This is a genomic window from Burkholderia glumae LMG 2196 = ATCC 33617, assembly GCF_000960995.1.
GTDB classification, from domain to species: Bacteria; Pseudomonadota; Gammaproteobacteria; order Burkholderiales; family Burkholderiaceae; genus Burkholderia; species Burkholderia glumae.
Genome location: NZ_CP009435.1, coordinates 3,480,870 through 3,495,899, shown reverse-complemented (window position 1 = coordinate 3,495,899; position 15,030 = coordinate 3,480,870). Strand labels below are relative to the sequence as shown.

At 66.3% G+C, this 15,030-nt stretch carries 14 protein-coding genes and 2 pseudogenes; 9 read left to right on the top strand and 7 right to left on the bottom strand.

Annotated features, from left to right (window positions below; genetic code table 11):
* The first annotated feature begins 463 nt into the window (after nt 1-463).
* Together kdgT and KS03_RS28185 are read left to right on the top strand one after the other, a co-directional pair.
* The gene (gene kdgT, locus KS03_RS28190) at nt 464-1,489 is read left to right on the top strand and encodes a 2-keto-3-deoxygluconate transporter (RefSeq protein ID WP_015876327.1); all 1,026 of its coding nucleotides are present in this window, start codon (nt 464-466) and stop codon (nt 1,487-1,489) included.
* Between the two features lie 322 nt (nt 1,490-1,811).
* A complete protein-coding gene (locus tag KS03_RS28185) occupies nt 1,812-2,432 on the top strand; it encodes an HAD family hydrolase (protein WP_015876326.1) in 621 nt (206 codons plus the stop codon).
* A 175-nt stretch (nt 2,433-2,607) separates the two neighbouring features.
* On the opposite strand, the pseudogene KS03_RS28180 reads toward KS03_RS28185, so the two are convergent.
* Nucleotides 2,608-3,556 (bottom strand): annotated as a pseudogene (locus KS03_RS28180) (IS5 family transposase); the annotation flags it as partial.
* A gap of 135 nt (nt 3,557-3,691) precedes the next feature.
* Between KS03_RS28180 and KS03_RS28175 the strand changes: the two are divergent.
* Together KS03_RS28175 and KS03_RS30655 are read left to right on the top strand one after the other, a co-directional pair.
* A complete protein-coding gene (locus tag KS03_RS28175) occupies nt 3,692-4,099 on the top strand; it encodes a hypothetical protein (RefSeq protein ID WP_232252233.1) in 408 nt (135 codons plus the stop codon).
* Complete coding sequence (locus KS03_RS30655) at nt 4,099-5,166, top strand: Imm71 family immunity protein (protein WP_015876325.1); 1,068 nt, start codon at nt 4,099-4,101, stop codon at nt 5,164-5,166. Before KS03_RS28175 ends, KS03_RS30655 begins: the two co-directional genes overlap by 1 nt.
* A gap of 203 nt (nt 5,167-5,369) precedes the next feature.
* Here the strand turns inward: KS03_RS30655 and KS03_RS33030 are convergent.
* Nucleotides 5,370-5,526: pseudogene (locus KS03_RS33030) on the bottom strand (IS6 family transposase); the annotation flags it as partial.
* 75 nt (nt 5,527-5,601) lie between these two features.
* Entirely contained in the window at nt 5,602-6,417 is an 816-nt protein-coding gene (locus tag KS03_RS28165) for an inositol monophosphatase family protein (RefSeq protein WP_015876324.1), read from the bottom strand.
* A 306-nt stretch (nt 6,418-6,723) separates the two neighbouring features.
* Between KS03_RS28165 and KS03_RS28160 the strand changes: the two genes are divergently transcribed.
* Together KS03_RS28160 and cysE are read left to right on the top strand one after the other, a co-directional pair.
* A complete protein-coding gene (locus KS03_RS28160; RefSeq protein WP_015876323.1) occupies nt 6,724-7,578 on the top strand; it encodes an RNA methyltransferase in 855 nt (284 codons plus the stop codon).
* Nucleotides 7,579-7,764: 186 nt separating this feature from the next.
* A complete protein-coding gene (gene cysE / locus KS03_RS28155) occupies nt 7,765-8,529 on the top strand; it encodes a serine O-acetyltransferase (protein WP_015876322.1) in 765 nt (254 codons plus the stop codon).
* Nucleotides 8,530-8,592: 63 nt separating this feature from the next.
* On the opposite strand, the gene KS03_RS28150 is transcribed toward cysE, so the two are convergent.
* The 4 genes from KS03_RS28150 to KS03_RS28135 all read right to left on the bottom strand — a co-directional run bounded on the left by KS03_RS28150 (nt 8,593) and on the right by KS03_RS28135 (nt 11,352).
* Nucleotides 8,593-9,396, bottom strand: coding sequence for a UDP-2,3-diacylglucosamine diphosphatase (locus tag KS03_RS28150; RefSeq protein ID WP_015876321.1), 804 nt, complete (start codon nt 9,394-9,396; stop codon nt 8,593-8,595).
* A gap of 22 nt (nt 9,397-9,418) precedes the next feature.
* A complete protein-coding gene (locus tag KS03_RS28145; protein ID WP_015876320.1) occupies nt 9,419-9,910 on the bottom strand; it encodes a peptidylprolyl isomerase in 492 nt (163 codons plus the stop codon).
* A gap of 87 nt (nt 9,911-9,997) precedes the next feature.
* The gene (locus KS03_RS28140) at nt 9,998-10,576 is read right to left on the bottom strand and encodes a peptidylprolyl isomerase (RefSeq protein WP_015876319.1); all 579 of its coding nucleotides are present in this window, start codon (nt 10,574-10,576) and stop codon (nt 9,998-10,000) included.
* A 59-nt stretch (nt 10,577-10,635) separates the two neighbouring features.
* Nucleotides 10,636-11,352 (bottom strand): tetratricopeptide repeat protein, encoded by a 717-nt coding sequence (locus KS03_RS28135; protein WP_015876318.1) that lies wholly within the window; start codon nt 11,350-11,352, stop codon nt 10,636-10,638.
* A 228-nt stretch (nt 11,353-11,580) separates the two neighbouring features.
* On the opposite strand from KS03_RS28135, the gene cysS reads away from it, so the two are divergent.
* From cysS to KS03_RS28120, 3 genes are all read left to right on the top strand, one after another.
* Nucleotides 11,581-12,975, top strand: a complete 1,395-nt coding sequence (gene cysS, locus KS03_RS28130) for a cysteine--tRNA ligase (protein ID WP_015876317.1) — start codon at nt 11,581-11,583, stop codon at nt 12,973-12,975.
* Between the two features lie 45 nt (nt 12,976-13,020).
* Entirely contained in the window at nt 13,021-13,932 is a 912-nt protein-coding gene (locus tag KS03_RS28125) for a DNA-3-methyladenine glycosylase family protein (protein ID WP_015876316.1), read from the top strand.
* A 105-nt stretch (nt 13,933-14,037) separates the two neighbouring features.
* A complete protein-coding gene (locus tag KS03_RS28120; protein ID WP_017423377.1) occupies nt 14,038-15,009 on the top strand; it encodes an acetyl-CoA carboxylase carboxyltransferase subunit alpha in 972 nt (323 codons plus the stop codon).
* Nucleotides 15,010-15,030 lie beyond the last annotated feature (21 nt).

Here is a 15,030-nt window from a genome sequence, read left to right as displayed (position 1 = left end):
CCGCCGTCCGCCGCGAGCGTGGCCGCCGCGCACCGCCCGCGACGATCCGGCCGATGCGGTCGATGCCGCCGTAGGCCGGCTTCGGGGCATCCGGCTCGCACATCTGCCCGGTCGGGAAGCGCCGCCGCAGCCCGGCAGCGTCGAGGCTGTTCGCATGTCCGCCCGCGGATGGCCGGACTCCCATCTCCCTCCGCTTTCTCCGTGGGAACCGGTACAGCGGGGCGGGGCTCGCCAGCCCGCTACGCTGATGTCGCGCATTAGAGCACGGCATGAAGACCTTCGGAACGGTGTTCCGTAAAAATTTTCCTACGCGCCGAAGCCGGCTTCTACGCCGTCGGCGTGCCCGAAAAATAACAGGGTTAACCGCCATGTAAGGCGCTATGTGAATGGAATAACGTTCCGAAACTGCCAGGCAGACGACGGCAACGATAATGGGCGAGCACGTCCACGCATGGAGTAGCGAGTGAATATCAAGAGAGTGATCGACCGCGTGCCGGGCGGGCTGATGCTGGTGCCGATGGTGCTGGGGGCCTGCGTGCATACCTTCGCGCCTGATGCGGGCAAGTATTTCGGCTCGTTTACGAACGGGCTGATCTCGGGCACGGTGCCGATCCTCGCGGTCTGGTTCTTCTGCATGGGCGCGACCATCGACCTGCGCGCCACCGGCGTGGTGCTGCGCAAGTCGGGCACGCTGGTGATCACCAAGACGCTGGTGGCCTGGCTCGTGACGCTGCTCTGCGCCCAGTTCATCCCAGCGGACGGGATCAAGAGCGGGGTGCTGGCCGGGCTGTCGCTGCTGGCGATCGTGGCGGCGATGGACATGACCAACGGCGGGCTCTACGCGGCCGTGATGCAGCAGTACGGCACGCGCGAGGAAGCCGGCGCGTTCGTGCTGATGTCGCTCGAATCGGGGCCGCTCGTCAGCATGACGATCCTAGGCGCCACCGGGGTGGCGGTGTTCGAGCCGAGGCTGTTCGTGGGCGCCGTGCTGCCGTTCCTGATCGGCTTCGCGCTCGGCAACCTGGACCGTGACCTGCGCGACCTGTTCGGCCGTTGCGTGCATCCGCTGATTCCGTTCTTCGGCTTTGCGCTCGGCAACGGCATCGACCTGCGCGTGATCGCCCACAGCGGGATTCCCGGCCTGCTGCTCGGCCTCGCGGTGATCGTCGTGACCGGCGTGCCGCTGATCCTCGCCGACCGCCTGATCGGCGGCGGCAACGGCACGGCGGGCCTTGCCGCCTCGTCCACGGCGGGTGCCGCGGTCGCGAACCCGGCCATCATCGGCGAGATGGTGCCGAAGCTCAAGCCGCTCGTGCCGGCCGCGACGGCGACCGTCGCCACGGCCTGCCTGATCACGGCAATCCTCGTGCCGATCCTCACGGCGATGTGGTCACGCCGCTTCGCGAAGACGGGCGCCCCGGCTGCCGGCAACGCGAACCCGGCGGCGCTGCCGGAGGTGAGGGCTCGCGGACATCGGGAGCCTATCTGAGCGGTGGATGCGACGCGCGCCGCGTGCGCCGCTTTGTCTTTGGGGGTGGCGGGGGGGCTGAGGGGAGCGCCCACGCGGTGTGGTGTGACGGCCTTGATGCGGTCTCGATGGCGGCGGGAGCGACGCGTGGCCGTCGCCATGATCCGGCGCCAGCGGTTGATCCAACGGCTTGCGGCCGAGGCGTTTCGGTCTGCGCCCGCCGGCCGCCGGTGAGCACCGGCGTTGCGCTGGATTCCAGGCTCCGGGCCCGCGTGAATCGCGCGAGCCCGCGCAAATTTGCTATCTTGCGTGCTCGCCCGTTTCCTTCCCGGCAGAGCTCGCCATGACCGACCGCATCGTCGCCGCCTTCGATTTCGACGGCACCATCACCACCGCCGACAGCTTCCGCCATTTCGTGCGGCAGGCGGTGGGCGCACGCCGTTTCGCCTGGGCGGGCTTGCGCGCGCTGCCGTGGATCGTCGCGATGAAGGCGGGCTGGATCTCGCGCGGCGCGGCGAAGGCGAAATTCGCGTGGTTCGCGTTCGGGCCGATCGGCGAGCATGAACTCGACGCGCTCGCGACGCGCTTCGCGGCTACCCGCCTGCCGCGTCTGGTGCGCCCCGAGATGCTGGCGCGGGTGCGCGAGCATCAGGCGCGCGGGCATGCGGTGGTGCTGGTCAGCGCGTCACCGTCGATCTACCTGGAAAAGTGGGCGGCGCCGCTCGGCTTCGAGGCGGTGCTGGCCACGCGGCTCGGTTTCGAGCGCGGCCGGTTCACCGGCCGGCTCGACGGCGAGAACTGCTGGGGGCCGCAGAAGGTGGTGCGGCTGAACGCGTGGTGGGGCGCGCAGCCCCCGGTCACGCTCTATGCCTACGGCGATAGCCGCGGCGATCGGGAGATGGCCGAGCGCGCCGACCGGGCCTGGATTCGCGGCCAGGGGCCGATGGCCGCGATCGACGGCTGAACGGCGCCCTGGGCCGGCGCTGTCACGTGAGCGGATCACGGCCCTAGTTGCTATCATCGCCTCGACATTCAAGGGACGGCCGTCTCAATGAGAGAAGACCCGCAGGAGCGGGTCATGAACAAGATCTAGGCAGCCTGCGGAAATACCTCTCGTCAGCGAGCACATTTGCTTCGGACTGCTCGATCAGCTTGTGCTTTTGCTGCGACAGCGCGTAACCCACGCTCCCGGTAATCTCGTCATCTACCGCCGAGCGGCGATTCGACTTGTTCTGCGCCACATGCGGCACGACCTTCAACCGCTCGCAGGCTTCGATGAAATCCTGTGCGTCGTAGCCCTTGTCCGCGCCCAACGTGATCTGCGTCGCGTCGTTGCCGAGTGCTTGACGGGCATCGGCGATCATCCGCTCGGCGCGTCGCGCTCCGCATAGCCGTCGGCACGGCTCACGCGTGCATTGACGATCAGCCCATGGCGGTTATCGCTCAACGCATGACCCATGTAGCGCAGTTCGCTGGCCGTTTTCCCTTTGCGAAACAGCCTCGCATTGTCATCGGTGCGCAAGGCGTGTGTGTCGTTACTACGCTTCTCTCCCTTGAAGCTGCCACCATCGCCCTCGTCATCGCCGCCTTCCTTGCTTCTGAAACTCTTGTGGCCTGCCCACGCCTGAATCAGCGTGCCGTCCACGCTGAAATGCTCGCCCGACAGCAGTTTCTTCTTCTCGGCCAGCGTCATCACTGCATTGAAGAGCTCGGTCACCGCGTCATGTCGGATCAAGCGCTCACGATTCTTCGTGAAGACGGTAGGCACCCACACCGCATCGTCCATCGCCAGGCCGATGAACCAACGAAACAGCAGGTTGTATTGCACCTGCTCCATGAGTCGACGCTCCGAGCGAACGCTGTAGAGCACCTGGGTCAGCATGGCTCTCAACAATTTCTCCGGCGCGCGATACTGGCCCTTCCGCCCTTCGCGTCAGATTCGTACATCTGCGCGAACAGGCGATCGAGCTTCGCCAATGCTTCGTTCGCCATCTCGCGGATCGCTCGCAGCGGATGTGAGGGCGGAATGAAGTCGTCCTGCTTGTGAACCGTGAACAGGCTTTCGGTGAATGTGTCGGCGCCGCGCATGATCGCCAGGAGGCAGGGTGGGTTCTCGTATCAACTTGTCAGTTGTCCCGCTCGATGACGCGCCCCGTGGTATTTCAGCGAACTGCTAACGGGACCATCTGGCGCAATCAAAGTGCAATCAAGCATGCATGGAGCATGAATGGCAGTTTTGCGCAAATGAAGGTGCCGACGCGCGAGGCCATGGAGAAGCTCGGTATCGACGTACCGAAGGACTGGGACGGAATGCGTCTGTGGGCGGGGCGCATTGCAGAACAATGGGACGATGAAGGGACGGAGGCCACGATGCGCTTGCTGGTGGGCGGCGATGTTCAATTTTTTGTGGATTTCAAACATCCATCCAACAAGCCGGTGGAGGCATGGATCCAAAAGATGGTCAAAGCCGAGCGGACGCACTGGACCGATGTGCGTTTGCCGGATGAGGCCAACGCGCGTGCACTCTATCTGAAAGAGTACGAACGATCGGCTAAGATCAGGCAGGAAGGTTATGCACTTCGTGCCAGTGCCGATGTGGGTAAGCAATCGCCAAAAGAATCGAATCCATAATGCTCAATACGCTAACGATGACTGACGAGCAGTCTAGCAACGCGCGATCGAAGGCATTTTTTCTGCTGAAAAAATGGACGAGCGTGACGTTCCTGAGAAATGCCGTCGATCTATACAGGGATTTTCTGAACGCCTATGCAAGACAATTGGATGCGCCGAGTCCGAATCAGCAGGAATTGGAGGATGCATACGTCACTGATTTTCTGCCTACATTGGCACGCATGGATGACGGTATCGAGATTTTGTCGAGTGGTGGTGATAAGCGATCGGCCTATGGTCTTCTCATCGCAGGCAGTGAAAAAGGAAGCGAGCTGTTATTCGGCCGGAGTGCTCACGAGGTAGGGCGAACGTACGATCCCTTCTTTCATGCGCTTGGTGTCAAGGATTCAAGATATTCGGATTTCGACTATGCAACCGGATATGCGGAAGGTGTCTGGATTGAAGAGTTGAGTTGCAAAGCACTCAATTGCACGATCGGGCTTGATTTTTCTGGATATCTTTCTTATGGAAAGCGTGCCGACGGTGGGCGCCGTATTTTCAAACACTGGACGTACGAGTCGTTATTTCAAGACCACGTTTTTCCGGCCTGGCGATATTGGCCTCCCGGGCGGAGTTATCCGGTAAATCTCGATGCCTGCCCACCGAAAAATGAATCGAGTACAGGAGAGGTGAACAGCGGAGAGGAAATACCGGTCGAGGGTATCTGGGAACCGTGGTTTCCGGGCGACGAAGTCGGCTGCCCGAATTACTTCCTCAAGGGCAGCATCGCCCACCAGTATCTGCTGGAAGGCACCAACGACGAGTACGACGTCCGCTGGCGCTTGCTATGGGAAGACACGCGTTATCAAGGGGGTAGCATTCCCGAGGAGGAGTCGACCTACTTCCCGAAGCCAGTCGCAGAGACGAGCCTGCGAGCCTTGCCCGGGGAAACGTGTCCGCGTACCGGTCGCTGGCACAGTCCGGCTGTCAAGGAACCGATTCATGTCGAAGCGGGAGAGCCGATGCCGGGCCCTCGGCACACGTCATGGGGTATGGTCATTTGGCACTATGCGGATCCGCAACCGTAGGATTGTCAGTGCATGGCGGGCGCTGCCATCTTAGCGGAGTCTTAGTGGAGTAGGCTGACAAGAAGCGCGAGCGCGACCTGCATGTTTGATGCGGCAGACCGATTCTGGGTGGCCTCGGTCGATTCGCGCCACGTCGAGAAGCGTGCGGCGAGGTGTTTGCGACAAGGCGAAGCAGGCAGCAGATGCCGCTCCGGGGCGAGGTGCCGGCGGATCGTCTCGTAGCTGGCGATCACGTCGCGCTCGAACAGCAACTCCTCAATGTCGCGTAGGCTCAGTTGCAAGCGGAAATACCGGCGCACCGCCTGGGCTGACGATCGTTGCGGGGGATCGATGGCCGTGGTGGAGCGCTTTCGGTTTCATCGTCCCATCTTACGCGGCCACACTGGCCAACCTGACAGCGCCCTTGCGCCGCGCCCGGGCGCGGCGCAAGGGCCTTTACTGCTGCGCCTGCGCGGCGTCGCCGCCGATGCGCGAATAACGGTTCAGGATCGGGATCATCTGCGCGTAGATCTTCGGGTTCGCCGCGACGATCTCGTGGCGATGCAGGAAGTCGGCATCGCCGTGGTAGTTGCCGACGAGGCCGCCCGCCTCGGTGATCAGCAGGCTGCCCGCGGCCATGTCCCAGGCGTGGATGCCCTGCTCGAAGAACGCGTCGAGCCGGCCCGCCGCGACGTTCGCGAGATCGAGCGCCGCCGCGCCCGGACGGCGCAGCCCGGTACACGATTGCGTCATCTCCAGGAACAGCTTCATGTAGTTGTCGAGGCCGTCCTTCTCGCGGAACGGGAAGCCGGTGCCGACCAGTGCGTCCGCCAGGCGGTCGCGTCGGCCGACGCGGATGCGGCGGTCGTTCAGATAGGCGCCGCGGCCGCGCGTGGCGGTGAACAGGTCGTTGCTGTTCGGATCGTAGACGACGGCCTGCTGCACCACGCCGCGATGCGCGAGCGCGATCGACACGCAGTAGTACGGGAAGCCGTGGATGAAGTTGGTGGTGCCGTCGAGCGGATCGATGATCCAGACGTATTCGGATTCGTTGTCCGACTTGCCCGATTCCTCGGCCAGGATCGCGTGGTCGGGGTAGGCCGTCTTCAGCGTCTCGATGATCGCGTCTTCGGATGCCTTGTCGACTTCCGTCACGAAATCGTTCTGCTGCTTCTTGCGGATCTCGATCATGTCGAGGTCGAGCGACGCGCGGTTGATGATCTGTCCGGCGCGGCGCGCAGCCTTGACAGCGATATTGAGCATGGGATGCATAGCTGAATCCTGAAGCCGGCGGCACGGGCCGCCGCGAGGTGGATCGAACCGGCGACGCGGCGCCCGGCAAGGCAGGGCGGACGTTTCGTCGACGGAAGACGCGAATTGGCAAAGAGCGGGGCGCTGGCCGCATGGACGACCTGCCGGCTTACCGGGGCTGATGGAGGCGGCTCCGAAAGCCGGCTAGCGCGAAACCGGCATTTTACCCGAGTCGGGCCGTTTTTCCGAAATCGTGCCGTCGCGCCCCGAGCCGCCGCCATGCTCGCGCCCGCCCCGGCGGTGCGGCCGGGTGGGATTGGCGCGGCGTTGGCGATACCATACGGGCAATTCTTTCAGTCGGACCGAATCACGTTGGAAACCTCGCACCCCCCCTCGGCGCCCGCCGGACCCTCGTCCGTGCCGCCCCCGGCCGCAGGCGGCTTCGCCTCGGCGCGCTTCGTGCTGGTCGAGCCGAGCCATCCCGGCAACGTCGGCGCGGCGGCGCGCGCGCTCAAGACGATGGGTTTCTCGCGCCTCGTGCTGGTCGCGCCGCGCGTGGCCGGCGTGCTGGCCGATCCCGAGGCGGTCGCGATGGCGAGCGGCGCCGACGACGTACTGGCCGCCACGCGCATCGTGCCGACGCTGGCCGACGCGCTGGCGGGCGTGCAGTGGTCGGTCGCGCTGACCGCGCGCAGCCGCGAATACGGGCCGCCGCGCCTCGCACCGCGTGCGGCCGCCGAGACGGCGCGCGCGCAGCTCGCCAGCGGCGAGATCGCGTTCGTGTTCGGCAATGAGCGCGTCGGGCTGTCGAACGAGCACGTCGAGCGCTGCAGCGCGATCGCGCATATTCCGGCGAACCCCGAATACAGCTCGCTGAACCTGTCGCAGGCGATCCAGGTGCTGGCCTACGAGCTGCGTGTCGCGCTGCTGTCGGGCAGCCCCGGCGGGCGTCACGACGGGGCGGCCGGCACGCTGGCGCGGGCCGACGAGATCGAGGGGATGTTCGCGCACCTGGAGGCGGCACTCGTCGCACTCGATTTCCTCGATCCGCGCAACCCGAAGAAGCTGATGCCGCGGCTGCGGCGGATGTTCTCGCGCGCGGGGCTCGAGCGCGAGGAAGTCAACATCCTGCGCGGCATCGCCAAGCACATCGTGCTGAAGACGGGCGGCGGCGAGCGCTGAGCGGCGCCGGGGCCCGCCCGCGCCCCGGCCTGCCGCGCCAATACCCCCGGCGCCGTCGGGGGCAACGCGGTGGGTCCAGCGCGTCCGCGCGAGTGGCCCTACAATCGCCGCACGTGATAAGCCAATGGCAATCGCGTATAAGGGCCGCGCGGCGCGCGGCGACAATTCCCCCCGGTCGAGACACGCATGTTCACGAGACTCCGAGAAGACATCGCGACGATTCGCGAGCGCGACCCCGCTGCTCGCAGCGCCTGGGAAGTGCTGAGCTGTTACCCCGGCATCCACGCGCTGATTTTCCACCGCGTCGCGCATGCGTGCTGGCGGCGCGATTGGCGCTGGCTCGGGCGTTTCATTTCGCAGGCCGGGCGCTTCATGACCGGCATCGAGATCCATCCTGGCGCCACGCTCGGGCGACGCGTGTTCATCGACCACGGCATGGGCGTGGTGATCGGCGAGACGGCGGTCGTCGGTGACGACTGCACGATCTACCAGGGCGTGACGCTCGGCGGCACCTCGCTCACGCGCGGCGCGAAGCGCCATCCCACGCTCGGGCGCGGCGTGATCGTCGGCGCGGGGGCCAAGGTGCTCGGCGGCTTCACGGTGGGCGAGGGCGCCAAGATCGGCTCGAACGCGGTGGTCGTCAGGCCGGTGCCGGCGGGCGGCACGGCGGTCGGCAATCCCGCCCGCGTGGTGCTGCCGGCCGAGTCGAAGCCGGCGCCGGCCCGGGCCGAGTTCAGCGCCTACGGCATCACCTCGAACGCCGACGACCCGATGTCGCTGGCGATCCATGGCCTGGTCGATCACGCCGCCCGGCAAGCGCAGCGCGTCGACGAGATCGTCGCTGCGCTGGAGCGGCTGGGCGCGCGCTTCGAGGCTCTGCAGGCCGACGGCCGGGTCGATCTGCAGCGGCTGTCCGCTGCTCTCGAGGCGAGCGTGGGCGAGCCGCGCTGAGCCGAACCTCGCCGCTTCGCGGCGCGTGCCGACCGGTGCCGCTGGCCGACCGGCCGCCGCGGCTCAGCGGCCGAGCGGCAGCGCCTGCACGCCGTCCGCGTCGATGCGCAGGTAGCCGCCGCGCGGCGTGCCGTGATCGAGATCCCAATCGGGCAGGACCCAGCGCGCGCCCTCGGGTTCGGCGTGCCGCGCCGGGCGATGCGTATGGCCGTGGATCATCGTGTCGGCGCCGCTGCGCTCGAACAGCTCGGCGATGCCGCGCCGCGTCACGTCGTAGCGCGGCAGCATCGGCCGCTCGCGGCCGGCCTCGCTCTTCGCGCGCATGCGCTCGGCGAGTGCGCGGCGCCAGCCGAGCGGGCGCGCGAGGAACAGCCACTGCGCGGCGCGATTGCGCGCGAAGCCGCGAAACCATTGATAACCGCGATCGGCCGTGCATTGCGCGTCGCCGTGCGCGAGCACGATGCGCCGGCCGAAGGCCAGCACCACCGACGGGTCGGGCACCAGCATCGCGCCCGCGGCCTTCATGAAGCGCCGGCCGAGCAGGAAGTCGCGATTACCGTGCATCACGTAGAGCGCGATGCCGCGCTCCGAGAATGTATGCAGCAGCGCGGCGATGCGCTGCGCGAACGGATCGACCGCGAGGATGTCGTCGCCGATCCAGTATTCGAACAGGTCGCCGAGGATGAACACCGAGTCGGCGCTGTCGGCCGTAACGCGCACGAAGTGCTCGAACGCGGCCACCGTGCGGGGGATCGCCTCGCTCAGGTGCAGATCGGAGACGAACAGAAAGGGGCGTGCCGCGTGCGCGAGCCCATGCTCGCCCGGCACGCCCCCGGAGACGCTTCGCGGTGGTGCTTCCTGCAGCATCGGGATGCGTCTGCGTAACGCGTCAGACCACCACGGCCTTTTCGATCACCACGTCGTCGTTCGGCACGTCCTGGTGGAAGCCCTTGCTGCCCGTCTTGACGCTCTTGATCTTGTCCACCACGTCCTGGCCTTCGACCACCTTGCCGAATACGGCGTAGCCCCAGCCTTGCGGCGTCGGCGACGAGTGGTTCAGAAAGTCGTTGTCGTTGACGTTGATGAAGAATTGCGCGGTCGCCGAGTGCGGATCGTTGGTGCGCGCCATCGCGACCGTGTAGTTGTCGTTCTTCAGGCCGTTGTTCGCCTCGTTGTCGATCGGCGCTTCGGTGGGCTTCTGCTTCATGCCCGGCTCGAAACCGCCGCCCTGGATCATGAAGCCGTTGATGACGCGATGGAACACCGTGCCGTCGTAGTGGCCGGCCTTCACGTAGTTCAGGAAGTTCTCCACCGTCTTCGGTGCCTTGGCGGCGTCGAGTTCGAGCTTGATCACGCCGTGGTTCGTATGCAGTTCAACCATGATGGTTCCTTCTTTAGAGGTGGGTGAAACGGCACGCGGCCGGTCGGGACGACGCGGCCGCGTGGCAGGGCGCAGCGCGCCCGGGGTTTACTTGCTGACGATGCTGGCCGATTCGATCACGACCGGCTTCTGGGGGACGTCGCGCATCGAGCCGTGCACCGTGGTGGGCGCCGCCTCGATCTTCTTGACGACGTCCATGCCCGAGACGACCTTGCCGAACACCGCATAGCCGTTGCCGTCGGGGTTCGGGTAGTCGAGGCCGGCGTTATCGACGGTGTTGATGAAGAACTGCGCGGTGGCCGAGTTCGGATCGCTGGTGCGCGCCATCGCGATGGTGCCCGTCAGGTTCTTCAGGCCGTTGCGGCTTTCGAGCGGGATCGGCGCGCGGGTGGGCTTCTCGTCGAAATTCTCCTTGTAGCCGCCGCCCTGGATCATGAAGCCGGGAATCACGCGATGGAAGATCGTGCCGTTGTATTGGCCGGCCTTCACGTAGTCGAGGAAGTTCGCCACCGTCTTCGGCGCCTTCTCGGGATACAGCTCGACGCGGATGTCGCCCTGCGTGGTCTTCAACTGCACGACCGGATGCGCGGCGGCCGCCGTTTGGGCGTAAACGGGTGCGGTCGCGACGAAGGCGGCGCTGCCGAGCGCCAACAACAGACGTTTCATGACGATCCTCTGGTTGAGTGAATGGATTGGGAAGCCCTGCCGCGCGTCCGATTCCCGCGTCAGTTCGATGGCGCCAGGTAGGGCGGCACCGCGAGCGAGCCGTCCGAGATGCCGAACTGGAACGAGGGCGACAGCGGCAGCGTGGTGGTGGACAGGTTCGAGGCCGCCCGGTCCGTCAGCGCGCGGGTCCGGCTCGCCGGCGCGGCAGCCGCGGCGCGTTGGTCGGCCGGCGGCGAAACGATGCGCTGCAGGTCGGCAAGCCGCTGCGCGGTCGGGCCGCTCGCCTGGCCGAGCGACTGCGCGCGCTGGTATGACGCCGCCGCGAGCCGCAGGTACAGGTCGCCCAGATTCTCGTAGGCGAGACCGTAGTCGGGATTCGCCTTGATCGCGGTGACGAGCGCGGCGCGCGCCTCGTCGTAGCGGCCGTGCTTCGCGTACAGCGCGGCGAGGTTGTTGTACGGTTCGGGCAACTCGGGGTAGGCCTGCGTGAGCGCGACGAACTGTTGGATCGCGTCGTCGTCGCGGTTCAGCCGGGCCAGCACCGTGCCGCGCTTGAACTGCGCCTGCACGTCGCGCGGGTTCGTCGCGATGCGCGCGTCGAGCTGTGCCAGCGCCGCCGACCAGTTGCGGTTCGTGATCGACGCGTCGATCTCCGGCGTGCCGTCGGTGGCGGCGGGTGCTTTCTGGGCAAAGGCCGGAAGCGCCAGCGCGAGACCGAGGAGGGCGGTCGCAACGAGGGTCGCAGCGCTCGGCGCGCGGCCGCTGGAAGATTTCATAGGCTCAAATCGCAATGTTATACTCCGAGCCATTCTAGCAAATCGTCCGCGCATTCCGGCGAGCTGCGGACTGTCTTTTGCCTCTCGCGCCGTTACCGCTTCGCCCGTCGTTCGATCGACGCCTCGTTGACCGACGGCGGCGCTTCCGATCGCGGCGGGGGCACCGAGCGGGTTCTCATGCAGGCGCCCGTCGCCAGGGCGGCATCCTTCGGCTCTCGTTTCATCTCTATGGAATCACTGCGCATCTACAACACGCTCGCGCGTGACAAGCAAGTCTTCGTGCCACGGCATCCCGGCGAAGTCCGGATGTACGTCTGCGGCATCACCGTCTACGACTACTGTCACGTCGGGCATGCGCGAATGATGGTCGTGTTCGACGTCGTGCAGCGCTGGCTGCGCGCGCTCGGCTATCGCGTCACGTATGTGCGCAACATCACCGACATCGACGACAAGATCATCCGCCGCGCGGTCGAGAACGGCGAGACGATCGGCTCGCTGACCTCGCGCTTCATCGCGGCGATGCACGAGGATCTCGACGCGCTCGGCGTCGCGCGGCCCGAGCACGAGCCGCGCGCGACCGATTTCGTGCCGCAGATGCTCGGCATGATCGAGACGCTCGAGGCAAACGGCTATGCATATCAGGCGAGCGACGGCGACGTCAACTACGCGGTGCGCAAGTTCGCGAACTACGGGCGCCTGTCGGGCAAGTCGCTCGACGACCTGCGCGCGGGCGAGCGCGTGGCCGCCAACGACGCGAAGCAGGACCCGCTCGATTTCGTGTTGTGGAAAAGCGCGAAGCCCGGCGAGCCGGCCGACACCAGCTGGGATTCGAAGTACGGGCGCGGCCGCCCGGGCTGGCACATCGAGTGCTCCGCAATGGGCTGCACGCTGCTCGGTCATCACTTCGACATCCACGGCGGCGGCCAGGATCTGCAGTTCCCGCATCACGAAAACGAGATCGCGCAGAGCGAAGGCGCCACCGGCGAAACCTTTGTCAATTACTGGATGCACAACGGCTTCGTGCAGGTGGACAGCGAGAAGATGTCGAAGTCGCTCGGCAATTTCTTCACGATCCGCGAAGTGCTGGCGCGCTACGACGCCGAGGTGATGCGCTTTTTCATCGTGCGCACCCACTATCGCTCGCCGCTCAACTACAGCGAGGTGCATCTCGATGATGCGCGCGCCTCGCTCACGCGGCTCTACACGGCGCTCAAGGACGTGACGCCCGACGCCGCGCCGCTCGATCGAGACGAGCCCCACGCGCGGCGTTTCGCGGCGGCGATGAACGACGATTTCAACACGGCGCTGGCCGTGTCGGTGCTGTTCGAGCTCGCGGGCGAGGTGAACCGCACGCGCGAGCCGGCGCTGGCACGCCAGCTGAAGCAACTCGGCGGGCTGCTGGGGCTGCTCGGCCGCGAGCCGCGCGCCTACCTGCAGCAGGCCTCGGGTGCCGCCTCGGGCGCGCTCGAAGCCGGCGCGATCGAGGCGCAGATTGCCGCGCGCGTGGCCGCCAAGCAGGCGAAGAATTATGCCGAAGCGGACCGGATCCGGGCAGCGTTGCTCGAAGCCGGTGTCGCGCTCGAAGACAAACCGGGCGGGTTGACCGAATGGCGTCGCGTTTGATCGCACGTCGTCCGTTCCGCTGATCGACTCGTCGCAGGAGGCAGGATGGCAACGGGCAGGAAAGTGCCGGCAAAGCGGGCGGCGCGCACGGCGACGGGCGCGTCGGCGGCCGCGAAGCGCGTGCCGGCCAGCAAGGTCGCCGCAAAGCGTGCGGCCGGCCCCGCCGAGGGCGCCAACGGCGCCGCGCACAAGCCGCTCGCGCGCGGCGCGGCGAAGCCCGCGCGCGCCGACGCGGCCGAGCGTCGCGAACTGGCGGTCGACGCCGCCGACAGCGGCGCGCGGCGCGCGCGCGCGGCCGAGGCGGCCGTGCCGGTGCAGCTTGCCGATGCGGACGTGGTGGTGCGCCCGCCCTACTGGGACAAGGCGTGCGCCGATCTCGTCAAGCGCGACCGGATTCTCAAGAAGCTGATCCCCAAGTTCGGTCCCGCGCATCTCGTCAAGCGCGGCGATCCGTTCGTCACGCTCGCACGCTCGGTGGTCGGCCAGCAGATCTCGGTCGCCACGGCGCAGGCCGTTTGGGCCGCGATCGAGGCCGCGTGCCCGAAGCTCACGCCGCAGCAGGTGATCCGCCTCGGCCAGGAGAAGCTCGCCGCCTGCGGCCTGTCGAAGCGCAAGTCCGATTACATTCTCGATCTTGCCCAGCATTTCGTGTCGGGCGCGCTGCACGTCGACAAATGGACCTCGATGGAAGACGAGGCCGTGATCGCCGAGCTCACGCAGATCCGCGGCATCGGCCGTTGGACCGCCGAGATGTTCCTGATCTTCAATCTGTCGCGCCCGGACGTCCTGCCGCTCGACGACCTCGGCCTGATTCGCGCGATCAGCATCAACTACTTCAGCGGCGAGCCCGTCACGCGCAGCGAGGCGCGCGAGGTCGCGGCGAACTGGGAGCCGTGGCGTACAGTCGCGACCTGGTACATGTGGCGCAGCCTGGATCCCGAATCCGGTGATGCGTAACCTGTGCTGACTATCGATTTATTCGAGTCAATAGTTTTGACTCGATTTTGACGTGGGTGAGCGCGGTTAGAATACGCGCTGCCGCACGACCTAGGATTCCCATACATGAAGACCACGTTTCTGGATTTCGAACAGCCGATCGCCGAACTGGAAGGCAAGATCGAGGAACTGCGATTCGTGCAGGACGATTCGGCCGTCGACATTTCGGAAGAGATCGAGCGCCTGTCGAAGAAGAGCCAGCAACTGACGAAGGATCTCTACGCGAACCTCTCGCCGTGGCAGGTCTCGCAGATCGCGCGCCATCCGCAGCGCCCCTATACGCTCGACTATGTCAGCGAGCTTTTTACCGATTTCCACGAGCTGCATGGCGACCGCGCGTTTGCCGACGATCAGTCGATCATCGGCGGCCTCGCGCGCTTCAGCGGCACGCCGTGCATGGTGATCGGCCACCAGAAGGGCCGCGACACCAAGGAGCGCGCCGCGCGCAACTTCGGCATGCCGCGTCCCGAGGGCTACCGCAAGGCCGAGCGTCTGATGCGCCTGGCCGAGAAGTTCGGCCTGCCGATCTTCACCTTCGTCGACACGCCGGGCGCTTACCCTGGCATCGGTGCCGAGGAGCGCGGCCAGTCGGAGGCGATCGGTCGCAATCTCTACGTGATGGCCGAGCTGAAGACGCCGATCATCGCCACCATCATCGGCGAAGGCGGTTCGGGCGGCGCGCTCGCGATCGCCGTGGCCGACAGTGTGCTGATGCTGCAGTTCTCCACCTATTCGGTGATTTCCCCCGAAGGCTGCGCCTCGATCCTCTGGAAGAGCGCGGCGAAGGCGCCAGAGGCCGCCGAGGCGCTGGGCCTGACCGCGCACCGCCTGAAGGCGCTGGGCCTGATCGACAAGATCGTCAACGAGCCGCTCGGCGGCGCACATCGCGATCCGAAGGGCATGGCCGCGCTGCTGCGCCGCGCGCTTGCCGACACGCTGCGCCAGTTCCAGGGCATGAGCGTCGATGCGCTGCGCGAGCGCCGCATGGAGCGTCTGCTCGCCTACGGCAAGTTCAAGGAAACGACGCCGGGCGTCTGAGCGCCGTGGTCGCTTTTGCGA

Coding starts and splice junctions, on each gene's coding strand:
- KS03_RS28175 (WP_232252233.1), top strand. CDS start 3,692: ATGAATGGCAGTTTTGCGCAAATGAAGGTGCCGACGCGCGAGGCCATG.
- KS03_RS28145 (WP_015876320.1), bottom strand. CDS start 9,910: ATGGTTGAACTGCATACGAACCACGGCGTGATCAAGCTCGAACTCGAC.
- KS03_RS28120 (WP_017423377.1), top strand. CDS start 14,038: ATGAAGACCACGTTTCTGGATTTCGAACAGCCGATCGCCGAACTGGAA.
- KS03_RS28150 (WP_015876321.1), bottom strand. CDS start 9,396: ATGCTGCAGGAAGCACCACCGCGAAGCGTCTCCGGGGGCGTGCCGGGC.
- KS03_RS28140 (WP_015876319.1), bottom strand. CDS start 10,576: ATGAAACGTCTGTTGTTGGCGCTCGGCAGCGCCGCCTTCGTCGCGACC.
- KS03_RS28135 (WP_015876318.1), bottom strand. CDS start 11,352: ATGAAATCTTCCAGCGGCCGCGCGCCGAGCGCTGCGACCCTCGTTGCG.
- cysS (WP_015876317.1), top strand. CDS start 11,581: ATGGAATCACTGCGCATCTACAACACGCTCGCGCGTGACAAGCAAGTC.
- KS03_RS28185 (WP_015876326.1), top strand. CDS start 1,812: ATGACCGACCGCATCGTCGCCGCCTTCGATTTCGACGGCACCATCACC.
- KS03_RS28125 (WP_015876316.1), top strand. CDS start 13,021: ATGGCAACGGGCAGGAAAGTGCCGGCAAAGCGGGCGGCGCGCACGGCG.
- KS03_RS30655 (WP_015876325.1), top strand. CDS start 4,099: ATGCTCAATACGCTAACGATGACTGACGAGCAGTCTAGCAACGCGCGA.
- KS03_RS28165 (WP_015876324.1), bottom strand. CDS start 6,417: ATGCATCCCATGCTCAATATCGCTGTCAAGGCTGCGCGCCGCGCCGGA.
- cysE (WP_015876322.1), top strand. CDS start 7,765: ATGTTCACGAGACTCCGAGAAGACATCGCGACGATTCGCGAGCGCGAC.